This is a genomic window from Rhodoferax sediminis (assembly GCF_006970865.1).
GTDB lineage: Bacteria > Pseudomonadota > Gammaproteobacteria > Burkholderiales > Burkholderiaceae_C > Rhodoferax_A > Rhodoferax_A sediminis.
On sequence record NZ_CP035503.1, the window covers coordinates 2659590 to 2677710 of the forward strand.

An 18121-nucleotide genomic window follows, 5' to 3' on the forward strand; every position below is an offset into this window, starting at 1 on the left:
CAAGCCGGAAATCGTAGTGGAGGCTCCGGCCAGTGTCAATGGGCAGGCCCCCAGCCGTGCGCTGCGGCCCCGAAGCGTGGGCGCCGATCCGGGTAATTCCCCCCTCATTCTTGGGAGTACCGCAAGCAACACAGCGGCCTAAACTGCGCACATGAATCTGAAGACGCGGAACGGGCCCGCCGGGTCCGTCCCTTAACTTGAGGCTCTTCCACATGTCCGTCACCGACTACCCTTCCCTCGCATCGCTCATACGCGCTCTGGCCAATCGTGAGACCTCCAGTGCCGAGTATGCGGAGACCCTGATTGCCCGCACGGCAACTCACACCGCTCTTGGTGGCTATGTCGGCTTCGATCCTGATCTGCTTCGTGCGCAGGCCCGCGTTGCCGACAGCCGTCGGTCTGCCGGCGAGACCGTGCCACTGCTGGGTATGCCCATCGCGCTGAAGGACAACATCGACGCGGTCGGCTGGCCAACGTCGGTCGGCACCACGGCGTTGCTCGACAACAAGCCATCGCGGGACGCCGCCGTGACCGAACGGCTACGTGCGGCCGGCGCCCTCATCAGTGGCAAAGCGAACATGCACGAGCTGGCATTCGGAATTACGAATCACAACAGGGTTACGGGCATTGCCCGCAATCCCTGGGCAACGGATCGCATTCCCGGCGGTAGCAGCGGTGGCTGCGGCGTCCTGGTGGCCGCAGGCCTGGTGCCCGCAGCGATTGGGACGGACACGGGTGGCTCGGTTCGCGTCCCGGCCGCCCTGTGCGGCATTGCGGGCCTGCGCCCGACCGTTGGCCGGGTCTCAGGAAGAGGTATCGCGCCAATTTCGTCGACCCGGGACACCGCCGGCCCGATGGCGCGCTGTACCGAGGACTTGGCCTTGCTGGACACTGTCCTCACCGGCGATGCCGAGCCGGTTGCGCCCATATCGCTCGCAGGCCTGCGGCTGGGGCTGCCGAGTGGGCGCTTCTGGCAAGGCCTTGACGGTGGCGTGTCTACGGTAACGCAGGCAGCGCTTGAACTCCTGCGCCGCGCCGGTGTGGTACTCGTGGACGTAGACCTTCCGGAACTGGACCAACACAACGAGGCGGCGGGCTTCCCCATCGCGCTTTACGAGTTCATCCCAGACATGACCCGTTACCTCGAAAGCTCAGCGAGCGGCATCAGCCTGGCAGAACTGGTGGCGCGCATTGGTAATCAGGACGTCGCCGGCCTGCTCCAGCCGCTTCTGGCGAGTGGAGGGATTCCGCAGGATACCTATGCCATGGCCCTGACCGCCCGGGAGAAGTTGCAACAGGTTTACTCCACGGCCTTCGCAAAGTATCAGGTGGAGGCGCTGGTGTTCCCCACGACCCCGCTGACCGCGCGCGCAGTCTCCCCACAAGACACGGTCGAGTTCAACGGCCAGCAGCAGCCTTCGTTCCCAACCTTCATCCGCAACACCGACCCCGGAAGCAACGCCGGCATTCCGGGCGTGACCTTGCCGGCAGGCATGGCGCCGGATGGCCTGCCGGTGGGCTTGGCACTCGACGGGCCCGCCCATTCCGATCGCCGGCTGCTGTCGGTTGCCGCCGCCATCGAACGTGTTCTCCCGAAGCCAACCCTGGCTCCACTCTAAACCGCAAGCACCTCTTATCCACCACCCGACGACAACCCGAGGAAATTCACATGCAACGCAGAACTTTTGTCTCCAGCGCCGCCGTCGCTCTTGCCGGCGCCATGCAACCGATGGCTTCGGCCTGGGCCGCTAGCCCGCTCAAGGTCGCGGTGATGGTGCCGCTCACCGGACCGGCGGGCTTGTTCGGACCGTCCGCCAAGGCATGTGCCGAGCTGGCGGTAGAGCAGCTCAACGCCCGCGGTGGCGTCCTCGGGCGCAAAGTGGATCTGCTCATCGGCGACGGTGGGCTTGCGCCGGCCGAAGCCGGACAGGCGGCGCTCAAACTGTGGAAAGGCAACGGTGCTGAAGTGTTCATCGGTATGCATGACAGCGCCGTTCGCGGCGCGCTGGAGGGTTTGTTCAAGGGTCAGGTCCCGTATTTCTACACGCCTGTCTACGAAGGCGGCGATTGCAGCGTCGGGACCTACTTCAACGGCGAGACACCGCCCCAGCAGCTCGAACTGCCCCTGCCCTGGCTCATGGCCGAGCGCAAGGTCAAGAAGTGGTACCTGATTGGCAACGACTACATCTGGGGTCGCAACACCAACGCGGCGGCCAAGGGCTACATCACCAAGGCGGGTGGCACGGTCGTGGGGGACGAGTACCAGCCATTCTCGGTCGACAACTTCGACTCGAGTTTGGCGCGCATCCGGGACAGTGGCGCGGACGCTGTACTGGTGTCGCTGGTTGGCGGCTCCTCGGTCACCTTCAATCGCGCGTTCGCAGGTTTCGGCCTGGCGGACAAGGTGGTTCGCATCGGCTCCCTGATTGAAGAAAACACGCTGGCGGGCATCGGGGTGCAGAACGCAAAGAACCTGTATTCCAGCGCCGGCTACTTCGCCAACATCGATACGCCTGCTGCCAAGGGATTCTCCACGGCTTACTTCAAACGTTTTGGAGACAAGGCACCGGCGCTGAACGGCCTGGCCGAGTCGGTGTTCGAAGGCTTCCTCATGCTGAGTGCCATCGCCAAGAAGGCCAACAACCTGAAAGTCGCGGCCATGGAACACGCGTCGGAAGGCGCGAGCTACGAAGGACCGCGCGGTTCGGTGACGATGCATGCCCGCCACGTCGACCAGAACATCTATGTTGCCGAGGTCGCCAGTACCGGGTTCAAGGTTGTGAAGACCTTCCCGCACGTCCCCTCGGGGCAGACCTGCAAAGTCTGAGCTGGAGACCCTGATGATGGACAGCGCCACAGTACTGACCGGGCTGAACCTGGGTTACGCCCTGTGCACGCTCGCCTTGACGACGCTGGGTCTGGCCATTGTGTTCGGACTACTGGGGGTCATGAACATGGCTCATGGCGAATTCGTCATGCTGGGTGCCTACGCCGTGGTGGTGGTGCAGAAGCTGGGGCTGCCGCTCCCAGCCGCTGTGCCACTGGCCATCGCGATCTGTGGCGCACTCGGATGGGCGGTGGAGCGATGGCTCATCCGCCCCTTGTACGCGCGCCCCTTCGACACGCTGCTGGCAACCTGGGGCCTGTCCATACTCCTGCGCAATCTGGTGGAAGCCATCTTTGGCAAGGGCTACCAGAACGTCCAAAGCAGCGCAGCCGCACCCATGGCATTTCTGGGCACGTCCTATCCGGCCTATCGGCTCTTCCTGATGGCTCTGACGGTCGTGCTGATGCTCGCTCTTGTGCTTTGGTATCGCCGCAGCAACGCCGGTTTGAAGGTACGCGCGATGACGGGCAACCCCACCCTGGCGCGGGCGCTCGGCATCGACACCGGCAAGCTGGCGACGCGGGCCTTCGTCATGGGTGTCGTGCTGGCAGGCCTGGCAGGGGTATTGCTCGCACCCATCGTTCGAGTGGAGCCGGCCATGGGCGTGGACTATCTGCTGAACGCGTTCTTTGTGTTGGTGGTCGGCGGGCTGGGCTCACTGGCGGGGCTGACCAGTGGCGTCGGGCTTATCGGCGGGACACAGGCCGGCATCTCCAGCCTGATTGACCAGACCGCGGGCTACGCCGCGGTACTCGTTCTTTCCATCCTCTTCCTCTGGTTACGACCGCAAGGGCTTTATGGCCGCCGCTAGTTCACGTCCTGCCTTGTCGATCACCTTGCGCCTGGGCGGAATGCGGCCTTGGGTAGCGCCGGTGCTCCTGGCGGCTGCACTGGTGCTGCTGCCCTTCGTCGGCAACGAATTCCTGGCCTATCAAATAGGACTGTTCCTCCTGTATGGGGTCGCCGCTCAGGGCGTGGCGCTGTGCTGGGGGCGGCTGGGCTTCCTGCCTTTGGGACACGCCCTGTTCTTCGGGCTGGGCGCCTACCTCAGCGGCGGCATCCTGAAGGCCGCACAGGCCGATGCCGTGTGGTACCTGTTGCTCCCGCTCGCTGCGCTCGCTCCCGCCGTGTTGGCCTGGGCCGTCGCGCGCCTGGTGTTCGCGCGCAGCTACCACAGCGGCCCGTACTTTTCACTCATCACGCTGGCCTTGACGATGTTGGGCTTCCTGGCCGCCAACCGGTTCAGCTCGCTCACCGGTGGCTTCAACGGCATGACCGAAATCCCTGAATTGCCGGGGCTCGACCGCTATGGGGCGATGTACTGGGCAGTGGCTGCACTGGCGCTGGTCAGCACGACTGGCTTGACCGTGATGCTGCGCCGTCCCATCGGCACACTCTGGAGCGCCATTTCGCAGAACGAGGACCGGCTGCAGTTCTTCGGCTTCGCGACCGACCGCATGAAGGCCCTGGCCTTTGGCCTCTCGGCGCTGTGCGCGGCCGCAGCTGGCGTGCTGTTCGCTCCTCACCAAGGCATCGTCACGCCCCAAACTGTCGGCTTCCTCTTGTCGACCGAGCTCGTCATCTGGGCGGCAGTTGGCGGCAAGGCCAGCCCCTTTGGCGCCCTGCTCGGAGCCGTGCTGGTCGGCTATGCGTCCTCGGAATTGCGCGACAACTTCGCGTATTGGGAAGTCGTCGTTGCAATCGCATTCATGGCGGTGGTCCGATTTCTCCCCGACGGCATCGCCGGCTTCGTCACAAGGCTGCTCAACCGGGGGCCTGCCACGTCGGCGCAGATATCCGCGCCCGTGGAGGCCGCGCCTGCCATCTTCCCCGCATCAAGAAGCTCACGTGCCGAGTTGGCGTTCGACGATGTGTACAGCGGTGCTTCGGGCATCGCCATCATCAATGGCCTCTCGCTGAAGCTCAGCGGCCCCGGCGTTCGCTGCCTGATCGGCCCCAACGGCGCAGGCAAAACGTCGACATTCAACACGCTGACGGGCCGCCTGCCCTCGCAATCGGGAAGCATCCAGTTTGCGGACCAAAAAGTAGGACGCTGGGCCGCCTGGCGGGTGGCACGGCTCGGTATCGGACGCAAGTTCCAGATTCCTTCGGTGTTCAGTCAACTGGACGTCCGTGACAACCTGGCAATTGCCCTGTGGGCCAACCGGTTGCACGGGCTGCAATCACTGAGCAACCGGCCGAAGCAATGGCAAACGCCGCTGCTTCAGGAGCTGCTGAACCTGTTTCCGGCACTGCGGAACAGCCTCGACATCCCTGCAGGCCGGCTCTCCCAAGGTGACCGCCAGGCGCTTGAATTCGTAATGATGGCCTTGCCGGAGCCGCGCCTGATGTTGCTGGATGAACCCTGTGCGGGGCTCTCGCCGGGGGAGACCCAGCGCATGATGGATGCGATCAAGACTGTGGCGCAGCGGCTCGACGCAGCGGCCTTGGTGATCGAGCACGACATGAGCGCGGTGGAGCGCATCGCCGACCACGTGTACGTCATGCATCAGGGACGCCTCTTGGCCGAGGGCTCTCTGGCGCAGGTGCAAGCCAACGAGAAGGTTCGCGCCGTCTATGCGGGAGGCCATAAGTGAGCGCTGCGCTTGAGTTCAGGGACGTTGTGGCGGGGTACGGGGATACACAGGTCCTGCGCGGTATCAGCGGCTCACTGCAGTCTGGCCAGGTGCTCGGTGTGCTGGGACGCAACGGGGTCGGGAAAACCACACTCATGCGGGCCTTGTCCGGCTTTATCCCTCTAATGGAGGGTGAAGTTGGCGCCGCGGGGCTCGATCTGGCCGATGTCCCGCCGCAGCATCGGCTGGCCGCCGGCATGGCCTACGCGCCGCAAGAAGACACCGTGTTCGGCGACCTGAGCGTGAGCGAAAACCTGCGCCTGCACCTTCGAACCCGCGACATGTCGCGCTACCAGCCGTACTTCCAGGCCTTTCCCCGCCTGGAGGAGCGCGCGGCCCAACGCGCTGGCTCGCTGAGCGGCGGCGAGCGCAAGCTGCTGTCCTTCACCCGGACGCTGGGGCTGCTTGCGCCCCTGAGCCTGATGGACGAGCCCACGGAAGGGGTGCAGCCGGAGAACATCACGAAGATGGCGGTGCTGCTGCGCGCGCGGTGCGAGGCCGGCGCCGCGTTCGTCGTCGTGGAGCAGAACCTTTCGTTCCTGATGCAGATTTCCGACCACGTTCTCGTTCTCGACCACGGCGAGTGCGTCGCCGGCGGCCCGCTCGCTTTATTCACCCGGGAAAAACTGGAGAGTTACCTCGTGGTGTGAAGGGCGAATCTGTGAACGCGCGCGCTCTCCCATTTCATCTCAAGAATCCATCATGCTGAACAACGAATCGCTGAAGCAACTACTCGAACAACGCAAAGCGCTGAAACACGCCGTCAGCCCCGAGGAATGGGCCGCGCGTGTGGAACTGGCGGCTTGCTACCGGCTGGTGGCGCATTTCCGCATGACCGACTGGATCTACAACCACATCTCGGCGCGCGTTCCCGGCTCGCATGAGCACTACCTGATCAACCCGTTCGGCCTGCTGTACGAAGAAATATCGGCTTCAAACCTGGTAAAGGTGGACGTGCACGGCCGCCTCGTCGAGGACGTGGGGCTCGACGTCAATCCTGCCGCCTTCGTGATCCACGGCGCCATCCATGCGGCGCGACCCGAAGTCGGATGCGTGCTGCACACGCACACCCTGGCCGGGTCCGGCGTGGCTGCGCAAAGCGACGGGCTTTTGCCCATCTCCCAGCATGCGCTGATGTTCCACGGCCGGGTGGCCTACCATGACTTCGAAGGTATTGCGCTGGATGACGAGGAGCGGCAGCGGCTGGTGCGCGATTTGAGCGACAAGGATGCGCTGATCCTGCGCAATCACGGCCTGCTAACCCTAGGGCGCGGTGTGCCGGAGGCTTTCGCGTTCATGTACTTCCTCGAGCGTGCGTGCCAGATCCAGATCGCCGCGCTGGCAGGCAATGCCAGCGTCACCCGCCCCAGCCCGGCCGTGTGCGACCGCACCGCTGCCCAGTTTGCGGGCGACGACAGCTCTGTGCAGGGTCGCGACTGGCAGGCGCTGCTGCGACTCCTGGACCGGACAGATCCGTCGTACAAGGATTGAGTCGCGTCGACATGCGCAGCTTTATCGACACGCTCTGACGCTGTCATCCCGGGCTTGACCCGGGATCCACGAGCCAAAAGCGCCTCAAGCCCTTATCCAATGGGCGTGAGGTGCTATTCTATTTGTAGTATCCAAAGACTCGCGCAAAGCATCGCACGGCGCAGCGCCAGCGGGCTCGCATGCTGCTCCCTACGCCAATTCGATGCCCGCCGCCTTCACCAGCTTCGCGTACTTGACCATCTCCGTGCGGAAAAACGCGGCGGCCTCTTCCGGCGTCGTCGTCGAAATGGTGTTGCCCTGCCGGGCCATCGTGTCCTTCACCTCGGGCGCGCTGAAAGCCGTGACAAAGGCTGTGTGGATGCGCTTAACGTCAGGCGCCGGCAGGCGCTTGGGCCCCACCGCGGCAAACCAGCCGTCCACCAGATAGTTGGGCAGGCCCTGTTCCACAAAGGTCGCAATCTCCGGTGCCGCGGCCAGGCGGTGCGGCGACGAGGTGCCGATGGCGCGCAGCGCGCCGCTCTTGAGGTGGCCCTGGACCGACGGCAGCGACAGCACGCCCATGTCAACCTGGCCGCCGATCAGGTCGGAAATCATCGGGCCTACGCCCTTGTACGGAATGTGATGGGCCTGCACGCCCGCTTCCTGCAGAAACATCTCGGCCGCCAGGTGCAGGATGGTGCCGTTGCCCGATGACGCGTAGTTGTACGCGCCCGGCCTGGCCTTGAGCAGCGCCACCAGTTCTTTCGAATTCGTGGCGTGGATTTTGACCGGATTGACCACCAGCACCATCGGCGTCGAGCCCAGCACCGAGATCGGAGTGATGTCATTGAGGGGATCGAACGGCAGCGTCTTGTACACGCTCGGGAAAATCACGTGGTTGTTCGAGACCACGCTCAGCGTGAAGCCGTCGGGCGCCGACTTGACCATGGCGGCGGTGCCCACGATGCCGCCCGCCCCCGCCTGGTTTTCGATCACGACCGGGTGTCCCAGCGCCTGCGCCAGTGCAGCGCTGGTCGCACGCATGATCGTGTCGACGCCGGAGCCTGCCGCCACGGGCAGGATGAAGCGCACGGGCCGGTCGCTGATCTGCGCCAGCAGCGCCCTGGGCGAACTTAGGGCACCCGCCCCCAATGCCATGCCGCCGAGCAGGCTCAGGGTTTTGCGCCGGGAAAAGGTCGGCAGGGTTTGTGTCATGGTGGTCTCCTTATGTGAATGTGGTGAATGTGAAAAATCAGGCAACGGCCGCCTGCGCCTGCAGGGCCTCGATGGCTTGCGCGTCGTAACCCAGGCCTGCGAGCAGTCCCGCCGTGTGTTCGCCCAGCGTGGGCGGCTGCAGGCGCAGGCCCAGGCGGCCCCCGTCCATCGTGATCGGGAGCAGCGCGGCCTTGGCAGTTTGGCCGGCCCTGGCGCCGTCGACCAGGCGCACGTCAGCCAGCCCGCCGGTGGCCCGCAGGTGCGGGTCGTCCAGCAGTTCCTCGGGTTTGACGATGGGGGCGAACGGCAGGCCCGCTTTCTCGAAGATGGCAGCCAACTGGGCCGCCGTGAAATGCGCGAGGCGCCCGCGCAGATCCGCCAACAGCTTGGGTCGCACCTGCACGCGCTGGTTGTTGGTGGCCAGCGCCGGATCGGCCTTGAGGTCGGCAAAGCCCAGCGCGTCGCAGAAGACGGCCCATTGCGCGTCGCTCACCGCCGCCAGGAAGATCTGGCCGCCGTCCTTCACGCTGAACACGTCGTACACGGCCCAGGGGTTCTCGCGCGCGGGCAGCGGTGCCGCCGGCTTGCCGGTCACGGCGTACTGCAGCATGTGCTGGCCCATCAGGAACACGTTGTTCTCGAACAGCGCGCTCTGCACTTCCTGTCCGCGGCCGGTGATGCCGCGCTGGATCAGTGCGCCTAAAGCGCCAATGGCGCCGAACATGCCGCCCATGATGTCGTTCACGCTGGTGCCGGCGCGCAGCGGGTCGCCGGGACGGCCCGTCATGTAGGCCAGGCCGCCCATCATCTGCACCACCTCGTCGAGCGCGGTGCGGTGCTCGTACGGGCCGGGCAGGAAGCCCTTGTGGCTCACGTAGATCAGGCGCTCGTTGACCCGGCTCAGGCTCGCATAGTCCAGCCCGTATTTGCCCATGGTGCCGGGCTTGAAGTTCTCCGCCACCACGTCGGCACTGGCCGCCAGCTTGCGCGCCACCTCGGCGCCCGCGGGGTGATGCAAATCGATGGCAATGCTCTTCTTGTTGCGATTGAACATGGGGAAGAAGCCCGCGCCCGCGCCCAGCAGATGGCGCGTGCGATCGCCGTCGATCGGCTCGACCTTGATGACCTCGGCCCCCATGTCGGCCAGCACCATGCCGCAGGTCGGGCCCATCACCATGTGGGTGAATTCGACCACGCGCAGGCCGGTCAGCGGGAGGGGTTTTGAAGGTGCGCTATTCATTTTGTGAACCTCAGGACAAGACACGTTCACCCCGAGGCTGAACGCAGGTGAGGGTTTTCGGCAGGCCGGCCTTCCAGAGCGTGCCGTGCAGGGTTTCGCCGTCCAGCCAGCCGGCCACCTGCTGGCGCAGCGCAAGCAGTTGGGCGATATCCACGCCGGTGGCGATGCCCATGCTGCGCAGCATGTAGGCCAGGTCCTCGGTGCTGACGTTGCCGCTGGCCCCGGGCGCATGCGGGCAGCCGCCGATGCCGGCCAGGCACGCGTCAAAGCGCGTCACGCCGGTCTGCAGCGCCGCATATACGTTGGCCAGGCCGAGTCCGCGCGTGTCGTGGAAATGGCCGCACCAGAGCCGGTCGCCGGCCAGGGCGCGCGCCTTGCTGAACAGGCGCTGCACCCTGGCCGGATCGGCATAGCCCACGGTGTCGGCCAGGCTCACGCGGTCGGCGCCGGCATCGAGCAGGGCCTGCATCAGGCGCAGCACTTCGCCCTCCTCGACCTCGCCCTGCAGGGTGCAGCCAAAGGCCGTGCCGACGCCACCTTCAAGGATCATGTTCGAGCCCGCAGCATCGCGCGCGGCGCGGATGCGGGCCACCTCCTGCACCACCTCGTCGGGCGTCCTGCGCAGATTCGCCAGGCTGTGCGCGTGGCTGGCGGACAGCGGCACGATCATCAGATCGGCCCCGCTGTCGATCGCGCGTTCGGCACCCTTGAGATTGGGCACCAGCACCGACACGAACAGCCCCGGCAGGGTTTTGGCAAAGGTCACCAGCTCGGCCGTGTCGGCCAGCTGCGGCAGCAGCCGCGCGGGCACGAAGGAGCCGACCTCGATCTCGCGCTGGCCGGCCGCATGGGCGGCGCGAATCCACGCCATCTTCTGCGCGGTGGGCAACACGCGGGCAATGCTTTGCAGGCCATCGCGCAGACCCACCTCGCGGATCGTGGCCTCGCGCGGCAAAGGGGAAGAATCAGAAGCGGCCACGCGGTGTCTCCGGACTGTTGGGTAAGGAATGGGCGCAGTTTAGAAATTCCTTGATGATTCACAAAATCAATTTTGGAAGCTTTAAGATTCCCAAATGGAATTTCACGAAAATCCCGGCCAAAGGAATTTGCCATGCGCGACCTCGATCTGACCACCCTGCGCCTGTTTGTGACGGTGTGCGAGACCCGCAACATCGCGCGCGCGGGCGAGCAGGCCAATATCGTGGGCTCGGCCATCAGCAAGCGGCTGGCGGTGCTGGAGGACACCGCGGGCACGCGACTGCTGGTGCGACGCCGGCGTGGTGTCGAGCCCACGCCCGCCGGCGAAACGCTGCTCGAGCATGCGCGCGCCATGCTGGCCAGCGCCAGCCGCATCGAGCGCGATATGTCGGCCTACGCCTCGGGCATCCGCGGCCAGGTGCGGATTTTGGCAACGGCGTCGGTGCTGGCCGAATCGCTGGCCGAGGACGTCGCTGCGTTTTTGCAGAACCCGCAGTACCGCGACATCCGGGTCGACATGGAGGAGGACGTCAGCGTCGGCGTGGTGCGCCGGATACGGGAAGGCAGCGCCTCGCTCGGCATCTGCTGGGATGCGGCCGACTTTCAGGGACTGCAGTCGCGCCGCTACCGCGCCGACCAGCTGGCCGTCGTGGTGCACCCGGCGCATCCGCTGGCTGCGCTGGATACCCTGCGCTTCGAGCAGGCGCTGGGGTATGAGCATGTGAGCCTGCCGGCGGCCAGCGCGGTGCAGGTCATGCTGCAGCGCGCCGCCACCCGCATGGGCCAGCCGCTGGTGCAGCGCGTCGTCGTGTCGAACTTCGATGCCGTCCTGCGCGTGGTCTGCGCTAACCTGGCCATCAGCGTCGTCCCGGTGCAGGTGGCGCACCCTTACGCCGTCACCTTCGGACTGCGCGTCATCCCATTGACCGACGACTGGGCCCGGCGGCGCTTTGCCATGTGCTTTCGGGACGAGACCACGCTCTCACCCGCCGCACGGCTGCTGGTGGAACATCTGGCGCGCTGTGGTGAACGCCAGTTGTGACCCCGGCGTCGCTCGAAACCGGCGTGCGGCGCGCGCTCAAGGCGCGAGCAGCCCAACCTTGTTGACAAACGCCCAGCGACACGGACCACATCGGCCCGCCGCGCAGCAGCAGCTGGTGGCCATCGTGGCCGTCCACCGGCCCGGTCATCACCAGCTCGGTATTGCTGCCGGCGGGCTGTGCTTAAATAATCTCTTTCGGCGCTGGCCCCGGCCCGGCCCGCAACGCATCCAAGGCAGCTCCATGACATCCAACATCAGCATCATTTCATCGATGGCAACCCGGCAAGTGCTGGCCGAACTTGTCGCCCAGTTCCAGCAGACGTCCCCGCAGCAGGTAAGCGTCGAGTCGGTGGGCGGCGTCGACGCGGCCAGGCGCGTGCAGGACGGCGAGGCGTTCGACGTGGTGATCCTCGCGGCCAATGCAATCGACAAGCTGATCGAAGCCGGCAGGATCGTGCCCGGCAGCCGGGTCGACCTGGTCCATTCCGGCGTTTCCATCGCGGTGCGGGCCGGCGCGGCGCGGCCCGGCATCGACTCCGAAGAAGCGGTCCGGCAGGCGGTCCTGGCGGCGCGCAGCCTCGGCTACTCGACCGGCCCCAGCGGCGTGCACCTGGCCAAGCTGTTCGAGCGCTGGGGCATCGCCGACGCGATCAAGAGCCGCATCGTGCAGGCGCCGCCCGGCGTGCCCGTGGGCTCACTGGTGGCCAGGGGCGAGGTCGAACTCGGCTTCCAGCAGCTGAGCGAGCTGATTCACCAGGAGGGCATCGACGTGCTGGGCCCGCTGCCGCCGGCGATCCAGATCGTCACCACGTTCTCGGCGGGCCTGTCGGTGACGTCAACACAGGCGCCAGCGGTCGGCGAGCTGCTCGACTTCATGGTCTCGCCCGCGGCCGCCGACATCAAGCGCCGCAATGGGCTGGAGCCGGCCTGACGCGCACTGTGCGTTGCAGCGTGTGGGTGCCAGGGCAACGCTCCTTGCGGCGATCGTTACGAACCTCTTCAACCTCAAAGTGACAAGATTGAACATCGAAGCGCAGGGCCAGCCGGCATCGGAGCTTATCTCGAACAGAATCACCGAACTCGCGGACTGGCGCGGGGAAGCCCTCGGCCGAATGCGCAGGCTCATCCGGCAAGCCGACCCGGACGTCGTGGAGGAGTGGAAATGGATGGGCACGCCGGTCTGGTCGCACGACGGCATCATCTGCACGGGCGAGTCCTACAAGGATAAGGTGAAGCTGACCTTCGCCAAGGGCGCGTCGCTGAAGGACCCGGCCCGTCTCTTCAACGCGAGTCTCGACGGAAACGTACGCCGCGCGATCGACATCTTTGAGGGCGAAGAAGTTGACGGGTCCGCCTTCCAGGCGCTCGTTCACCAGGCAGTTGCCCTCAACAGTTCTGGCAAGTCGAAACCTGAGAAGAAAGCGAAGCGCTGAGGGATTGCGCCCCTGAACAGGTCCGACACCGGATTGGTCTGTAGCCCATATCTCACCTGCGCAAGCAGCTATGTTTCTGGAAGCGCCGTGCTAGCCTGGCGGCTGAAGATACAGCGCAGCCAGCCGCTCGCGCTCCTTCGATCCCACACCCAGCGCCTTCTCGAGGTAGCGCAGCACGCCGCCATAGTCGGCCTCGACGGCGTGCAGCGCCGCGTCGAGAAAATCGGGCTGCACGCGCCACAGCACGTCCAGCACCTCCTGCGGCGCGCGGCCGGGGGCGGCGCTGTGCGGCATGCGAAACAGCTCGTTGGTCAGCAGGTAGTCCTGCATCACCACGGCGCGCGACACGCCCAGTGCCAGCAGGATCATCGCCGCGGCAAAGCCGGTGCGGTCCTTGCCGGCCGTGCAGTGAAAGACCAGCGGCGCATCGCTCTCCAGCAGGTGGCCGAACAGTGCCGCGAAGCGCGCCGCGTTGTCGTGCACGAAGGCGCGGTAGGTCTGCTGCATCAGGCGCACCGTGTCCTGGGGCGTGAGCTGGTGGCCGGACTCCAATAGATCCTTCAGGCGCTGCACCACCGTGGGCTCGATCGGCAGCGCGTGCACTGCCACGCCCGGCAACGCATACGGCAGCGCCGCGCTCTCGGCCTCGCCGCGCAAGTCGTAGGCGCGCGCCAGGCCCAGGCTGGACAGCACCGCCACGTCGTCCGGCGTCAACGCGGCCAGATGGTCCGAGCGGAACAGCCGGCGCCAGCGCAGCGGCCGCCCGCCCTGGCCGGCATAGCCACCGAGGTCGCGGAAATTGGTGGCACCAAGGAGGTTCAGGGAACGGGTGGGGTTTGGCATGAGGTCGCGACTCAGGTTGGGTTGGGGTCGTTCGGTCAATCGTTGATGAGCAGTTGGCTCATGGGTTCTCTATTGAGCCAATTTTAGGGGGCCGCCAAGAAACCTTGCGCTGCCGGAAAGCTCCTTTCAGTGTTCCACCACCGCGGCTAAGGCAGGTTTTCCCTGAAAATCACCTGGCTGCGCACGGCATCCACGCCACTCATCAGGTCACGCTTGTCGCGCAGGTTTGTGAACATGCGCACACAACTCATCATGGCTGTCTGCGGGCTTTGGGTGATGACCGCATCCATGCTGCCGTCGATCAGCATGGCGCGCGTGTCGGGCGTGAGGCCATGGCCGATGAAGACCACTTTGTGCTCGCGCCCCATCTCTTTGAGCGCGCGCGCTACCCCGTCGGACGCGCCGCCTATGTTGTAGATACCGGCCAGGTCCGGGTGCTGCTCCAGCAGGGTGCGCGTCTGCTCGTAATTTTTCTGCGCATCGTCCTGACCCTCGCGCAGGCCCACCACCTGCAGCGCCGGGAACATCTCCTCGATCACATGCAAAAAACCGGCCTCGCGCTCTTCGTGCGCGCTGTAGCTGCGCGAGCCGGCAATCAGCGCCACCTTGCCGCTGCGTGCGCCGGGCCCGATGAAACGTCCGACGAGGTAGCCGGCGGTGCGTCCCGCCGCACGGTTGTCCAGGCCCACATAACCGGCGCGCCGCGAGCCCGTCAGGTCTGAAATCAGCGTGATGGTCAACACGCCCTTTTCAGCCAGCACGCTCACCGCTTCACGCACCGCCGGATGCTCCAGCGCCATGAAGGCGATGCCGTCGCTGCGCTGCCCCATGCGCAACAGGCTGGCCGCGAGTTGCTGTGGGTTGAAGCTTTCAAACTGCTCGGTGCGGCACTTGACGTTGAAGGGCAACAGATGCTCCTGCGAGTAACCCACCGTGTCACCCAGCATGCGCAGATAACGGTTGCTGCCATCGGGCAGTAAAAACGTCAGGCGCATGGGCGGCGCAGCCAGTGCTGCATAGAGCCCGGTCTCGGGCAGGTAGTCCAGTGCCGCCGCCGCCTTCAATACCCTTTGGGCCGTCGCATCACGCACGCCGGGACGCCGGTTCAACACCCGGTCCACGGTGGCGGTAGACACCTTGGCGACCTTCGCAATATCGGCCACCGTGGCTCGCTGCAGCACGCCTTTCATCACATTCGGGTTAACACTCATACATCAAAATCAATCATTTTTAATATTTGACCGTCAGCCAACATAAACCTATTGTTGCGTAGCTTTTCATTCAATGATGCATCAAAACGCATCAAAACAAAACTGGAGACAACCCAATGACCCTTGCTACCTCCCTTGCTCGTCGCAGCGTCTTGCGCAGCCTGTCGGCCGTACCCGTTGCCAGCGTTGCCGCAGCCCTGCCGTCCATGGCACGCGCTGCGGAGTTCTCGTACAAATACGGCAACAACCTGCCCGTCACCCACCCGCTGAACATTCGGGCGCAACAGGCCGCCGGCCGCATCCTGAAAGAAACCAAGGGCCGGGTTGAAATCAAGATCTTTCCGAACAACCAGCTTGGCGGCGACACCGACATGCTGGCGCAGGTGCGCTCCGGCGGTATAGATTTCTTCACACCTTCAGCCCTGGTCATCGCCACGCTGGTACCGGTCGCAGCCATCAATGCCGTCGGCTTTGCGTTCTCGGACTACAACCAGGTTTGGGGTGCGATGGACGGCAAGCTGGGGGCATATGTGCGCGACGCCATCAGCAAGTCGCACCTTTACGCGTTTGAAAAAATGTGGGACAACGGCTTTCGCCAGACCACCAGCAGCAAGGCACCGGTCACCACGGCCAGAGACATGGACGGCCTGAAGATACGCGTGCCGGTGAGCCCACTGTCAATCTCGATGTTCAAGGGCCTGGGCGCCGCGCCAGTCAGCCTGCAGTTCAGCGAGGTGTATTCATCGCTACAGACCAAAATCGTTGACGCTCAGGAGAACCCGCTGCCCATCATCCAGGTCGCCAAGCTGTATGAAGTGCAAAAATTCTGCTCGCTGACCAACCACATATGGGACGGCTACTGGTTCATCGCCAACGGCAGCACATGGGAAAAGCTGCCCTCCGACCTCAAAACCATCGTCGCGCGCGCGATCAACGAAGCCGGCCTGCAGCAACGCGACGACATCAAAAAACTCAACGAAAGCGTGGTGGCCGACCTGCAATCCAAAGGCTTGGCCATCAACCGCCCCGCGTCCGACACCTTCCGTACCAAACTGCGTGAAGCCGGCTTTTACAGCGAGTGGAAGGGACGCTTCGGCGGCGAAGCCTGGAACCTGCTGGAGCAGTCCGTCGGCAAGCTGGCCTGATTCACGACGCTACCCAGCCGCTGCGGGGTACCCCAGCGCTGGCCGTCGGCGTCTGACCCGCTTTATTCCCGAAACATTGGCGCAGGAGCTTGCATCCCATGTCCCACCTTACGTCCGAAACGCTAGCGGCCCATGCACCGCCTGCCAACGCGCTGGATGGCCTGGCCAGCACGCTGAGTGCCCTGTCCCATAGCGTGGACAGGGGCTTGGGCAAAGTGGTCGAGACGATTACGGCAGTCCTGGTGGTGGCAGAAATCATCGTCCTGTTTGCCGGCGTGGTCTCGCGTTACGTGTTTCACGAGCCGCTGACCTGGTCGGACGAGCTGGCTTCCATCATGTTCCTGTGGCTGTCCATGCTAGGCGCCGTCGTGGCGCTGCGCCGCGGAGAACACATGCGCATGACGGCACTGGTCAACAATACCAGGCCACACACACGCGCTCTGCTGGACACAATGGCCACCACGGCATCGCTGGCCTTTCTCGTGCTGGTGCTGCTTCCCTCGTACCAGTATGCGTATGAAGAGAGCTTCATTGTCACGCCGGCGCTGGAAATCAACAACGCCTGGCGTGCGGCGGCCATCCCGGTGGGCATGGGGTTGATGATCATCGTCGCTCTGCTGCGATTGCTGCGCGTCAGCAGTTTCAAGCAGATCGCCATTGCCCTGGCCGGCACGGCGGCCGTGGTGCTGGCTTTCTGGCTGGCGCAACCCCTGCTTGTGCCGCTGGGCAAGGCCAACCTGATCATCTTCTTCGTGCTGGTGGTGGCTGCCAATGTTCTTTCCGGTGTTCCCATTGCCTTTTCGTTTGCACTGGCCACGTTCGGCTACCTCGCCCTCACCACACAGACGCCACTGGTGGTCATGGTGGGGCGGCTTGACGAGGGCATGTCCCATTTGATTTTGCTGGCCGTGCCGCTCTTCGTTTTCCTGGGTGCACTGATCGAAATGACCGGCATGGCCAAAGCCATGATCCGGTTTCTCGCGAGCCTGTTGGGTCACGTACGCGGCGGTCTGAGCTACGTGCTGATCGGCGCCATCTATCTGGTCTCGGGCATCTCAGGCTCCAAAATCGCCGACATGGCCGCGATTGCGCCGGTGCTGTTTCCCGAAATGCAAAAGCGCGGCGCCAAGCCGGGTGAGCTGGTGGCGCTGCTGTCGGCCACCGGTGCGCAGACCGAAACCATTCCACCTTCGATCGTGCTGATCACGCTGGGCTCGGTCACTGGCGTGTCGATTGCCGCGCTCTTCACCGGTGGTCTGCTGCCTGCTGTGGTGCTGGGTGCGGCGCTGTGTTCGGTGGTCTGGTGGCGCTACCGCCATGAAGACCTGAGCGCCGTTGAGCGCCACAGCAAAATCCAAATCGGCAAGCTGCTTGTGGTCGCTCTGCCCGCAATCGTCCTGCCGTTCGTCATCCGCGCTGCGGTGATCGAAGGCATAGCCACCGCAACGGAGGTCTCCACCATCGGCATCGTCTACTCGGCGCTGGCAGGCCTGCTCCTGTACCGCCAGTTTGCCTGGCGCCGGCTCATGCCTATGCTGGTTGAAACTGCGTCGCTGACCGGCGCCATCATCTTCATCGTGGGCTGCGCCACAGCCATGGCCTGGGGACTTACGCAGTCAGGCTTTTCGCAGGACCTGGCGCATCTCATGGGCAGCCTGCCGGGCGGCGCCTACGGCTTCCTCGCCGTGTCCATCGTCGCCTTCATTGTGCTGGGCAGTGTGCTCGAAGGCATTCCTGCGATTGTGTTGTTTGGTCCCCTGTTGTTCCCAATTGCCCGCATGGTCGGCGTGCATGAGGTGCACTACGCCATGGTCGTCATTCTTGCAATGGGCATCGGCCTGTTCGCCCCCCCTTTTGGTGTCGGCTATTACGGCGCCTGCGCTGTCAGCAAGGTCGATCCGGCCGATGGCATCAAGCACATCTGGGGCTACTTTGGCGCGCTGCTGCTGGGCCTGATTCTGGTTGCCGCCGTGCCGTGGTTCTCCATCGGTCTCCTCAAACACTAAAACATTTCTCTCTCA

At 64.7% G+C, this 18121-nt stretch carries 16 protein-coding genes; 11 read left to right on the top strand and 5 right to left on the bottom strand.

The window, feature by feature from the left end; genetic code table 11:
- Nucleotides 1-212: 212 nt before the first annotated feature.
- Genes iaaH through EUB48_RS12865 form a run of 6 tightly spaced genes read left to right on the top strand, consistent with a single transcriptional unit; the run spans nucleotide 213 to nucleotide 7014 of the window.
- The gene (iaaH, locus tag EUB48_RS12840) at nucleotides 213-1619 is read left to right on the top strand and encodes an indoleacetamide hydrolase (protein WP_142819490.1); all 1407 of its coding nucleotides are present in this window, start codon (nucleotides 213-215) and stop codon (nucleotides 1617-1619) included.
- Between the two features lie 50 nt (nucleotides 1620-1669).
- Nucleotides 1670-2827 (top strand): substrate-binding domain-containing protein, encoded by a 1158-nt coding sequence (locus EUB48_RS12845; RefSeq protein WP_142819491.1) that lies wholly within the window; start codon nucleotides 1670-1672, stop codon nucleotides 2825-2827.
- 16 nt (nucleotides 2828-2843) lie between these two features.
- On the top strand, nucleotides 2844-3698 hold the full coding sequence (locus EUB48_RS12850) for a branched-chain amino acid ABC transporter permease (protein WP_142819492.1): 855 nt from the start codon (nucleotides 2844-2846) through the stop codon (nucleotides 3696-3698).
- Between the two features lie 13 nt (nucleotides 3699-3711).
- Nucleotides 3712-5484 (top strand): branched-chain amino acid ABC transporter ATP-binding protein/permease, encoded by a 1773-nt coding sequence (locus tag EUB48_RS12855; RefSeq protein WP_244618194.1) that lies wholly within the window; start codon nucleotides 3712-3714, stop codon nucleotides 5482-5484.
- The gene (locus EUB48_RS12860; RefSeq protein ID WP_142819493.1) at nucleotides 5481-6173 is read left to right on the top strand and encodes an ABC transporter ATP-binding protein; all 693 of its coding nucleotides are present in this window, start codon (nucleotides 5481-5483) and stop codon (nucleotides 6171-6173) included. The genes EUB48_RS12855 and EUB48_RS12860 overlap by 4 nt, the downstream gene beginning before the upstream one ends.
- Before the next feature lie 52 nt (nucleotides 6174-6225).
- On the top strand, nucleotides 6226-7014 hold the full coding sequence (locus tag EUB48_RS12865) for a class II aldolase/adducin family protein (RefSeq protein WP_142819494.1): 789 nt from the start codon (nucleotides 6226-6228) through the stop codon (nucleotides 7012-7014).
- Nucleotides 7015-7203: 189 nt separating this feature from the next.
- Here EUB48_RS12865 and EUB48_RS12870 read toward each other — a convergent pair whose 3' ends face one another.
- The 3 genes from EUB48_RS12870 to EUB48_RS12880 are packed head-to-tail and all read right to left on the bottom strand — an operon-like array spanning nucleotide 7204 to nucleotide 10427.
- Nucleotides 7204-8208, bottom strand: coding sequence for a Bug family tripartite tricarboxylate transporter substrate binding protein (locus EUB48_RS12870; protein ID WP_142819495.1), 1005 nt, complete (start codon nucleotides 8206-8208; stop codon nucleotides 7204-7206).
- Between the two features lie 37 nt (nucleotides 8209-8245).
- Nucleotides 8246-9448 carry a CaiB/BaiF CoA transferase family protein gene (locus EUB48_RS12875; RefSeq protein ID WP_142819496.1) on the bottom strand — a complete coding sequence of 401 codons (1203 nt, stop codon included), beginning with the start codon at nucleotides 9446-9448 and terminating at the stop codon, nucleotides 8246-8248.
- A 10-nt stretch (nucleotides 9449-9458) separates the two neighbouring features.
- A complete protein-coding gene (locus EUB48_RS12880) occupies nucleotides 9459-10427 on the bottom strand; it encodes a hydroxymethylglutaryl-CoA lyase (RefSeq protein ID WP_244618195.1) in 969 nt (322 codons plus the stop codon).
- A 132-nt stretch (nucleotides 10428-10559) separates the two neighbouring features.
- Between EUB48_RS12880 and EUB48_RS12885 the strand changes: the two genes are divergently transcribed.
- From EUB48_RS12885 to EUB48_RS12895, 3 genes are all read left to right on the top strand, one after another.
- Nucleotides 10560-11468, top strand: coding sequence for a LysR substrate-binding domain-containing protein (locus EUB48_RS12885; protein WP_142819497.1), 909 nt, complete (start codon nucleotides 10560-10562; stop codon nucleotides 11466-11468).
- 241 nt (nucleotides 11469-11709) lie between these two features.
- A complete protein-coding gene (locus EUB48_RS12890; RefSeq protein ID WP_142819498.1) occupies nucleotides 11710-12399 on the top strand; it encodes a substrate-binding domain-containing protein in 690 nt (229 codons plus the stop codon).
- Nucleotides 12400-12487: 88 nt separating this feature from the next.
- The gene (locus EUB48_RS12895; protein ID WP_420821412.1) at nucleotides 12488-12901 is read left to right on the top strand and encodes a DUF1801 domain-containing protein; all 414 of its coding nucleotides are present in this window, start codon (nucleotides 12488-12490) and stop codon (nucleotides 12899-12901) included.
- 90 nt (nucleotides 12902-12991) lie between these two features.
- Here the strand turns inward: EUB48_RS12895 and EUB48_RS12900 are convergent, their stop codons facing one another.
- On the bottom strand, nucleotides 12992-13744 hold the full coding sequence (locus tag EUB48_RS12900; RefSeq protein ID WP_142819500.1) for a tyrosine-protein phosphatase: 753 nt from the start codon (nucleotides 13742-13744) through the stop codon (nucleotides 12992-12994).
- A 146-nt stretch (nucleotides 13745-13890) separates the two neighbouring features.
- Nucleotides 13891-14955 (bottom strand): LacI family DNA-binding transcriptional regulator, encoded by a 1065-nt coding sequence (locus EUB48_RS12905; RefSeq protein WP_142819501.1) that lies wholly within the window; start codon nucleotides 14953-14955, stop codon nucleotides 13891-13893.
- A 116-nt stretch (nucleotides 14956-15071) separates the two neighbouring features.
- Between EUB48_RS12905 and EUB48_RS12910 the strand changes: the two genes are divergently transcribed.
- Both EUB48_RS12910 and EUB48_RS12915 read left to right on the top strand, forming a co-directional pair.
- Nucleotides 15072-16100: a TRAP transporter substrate-binding protein gene (locus EUB48_RS12910; RefSeq protein ID WP_142819502.1), complete on the top strand. Its 1029-nt coding sequence runs from the start codon at nucleotides 15072-15074 to the stop codon at nucleotides 16098-16100.
- Between the two features lie 98 nt (nucleotides 16101-16198).
- A complete protein-coding gene (locus EUB48_RS12915; RefSeq protein WP_142819503.1) occupies nucleotides 16199-18106 on the top strand; it encodes a TRAP transporter large permease in 1908 nt (635 codons plus the stop codon).
- The last annotated feature ends 15 nt before the right edge of the window (nucleotides 18107-18121 follow it).

Bases quoted from the DNA above. Each gene is read 5' to 3' on its own strand.
- EUB48_RS12850 (WP_142819492.1), top strand. From the start codon at position 2,844: ATGGACAGCGCCACAGTACTGACCGGGCTGAACCTGGGTTACGCCCTG.
- EUB48_RS12865 (WP_142819494.1), top strand. From the start codon at position 6,226: ATGCTGAACAACGAATCGCTGAAGCAACTACTCGAACAACGCAAAGCG.
- EUB48_RS12875 (WP_142819496.1), bottom strand. From the start codon at position 9,448: ATGAATAGCGCACCTTCAAAACCCCTCCCGCTGACCGGCCTGCGCGTG.
- EUB48_RS12905 (WP_142819501.1), bottom strand. From the start codon at position 14,955: ATGAGTGTTAACCCGAATGTGATGAAAGGCGTGCTGCAGCGAGCCACG.
- EUB48_RS12870 (WP_142819495.1), bottom strand. From the start codon at position 8,208: ATGACACAAACCCTGCCGACCTTTTCCCGGCGCAAAACCCTGAGCCTG.
- EUB48_RS12915 (WP_142819503.1), top strand. From the start codon at position 16,199: ATGTCCCACCTTACGTCCGAAACGCTAGCGGCCCATGCACCGCCTGCC.
- EUB48_RS12900 (WP_142819500.1), bottom strand. From the start codon at position 13,744: ATGCCAAACCCCACCCGTTCCCTGAACCTCCTTGGTGCCACCAATTTC.
- iaaH (WP_142819490.1), top strand. From the start codon at position 213: ATGTCCGTCACCGACTACCCTTCCCTCGCATCGCTCATACGCGCTCTG.
- EUB48_RS12885 (WP_142819497.1), top strand. From the start codon at position 10,560: ATGCGCGACCTCGATCTGACCACCCTGCGCCTGTTTGTGACGGTGTGC.
- EUB48_RS12910 (WP_142819502.1), top strand. From the start codon at position 15,072: ATGACCCTTGCTACCTCCCTTGCTCGTCGCAGCGTCTTGCGCAGCCTG.
- EUB48_RS12890 (WP_142819498.1), top strand. From the start codon at position 11,710: ATGACATCCAACATCAGCATCATTTCATCGATGGCAACCCGGCAAGTG.
- EUB48_RS12845 (WP_142819491.1), top strand. From the start codon at position 1,670: ATGCAACGCAGAACTTTTGTCTCCAGCGCCGCCGTCGCTCTTGCCGGC.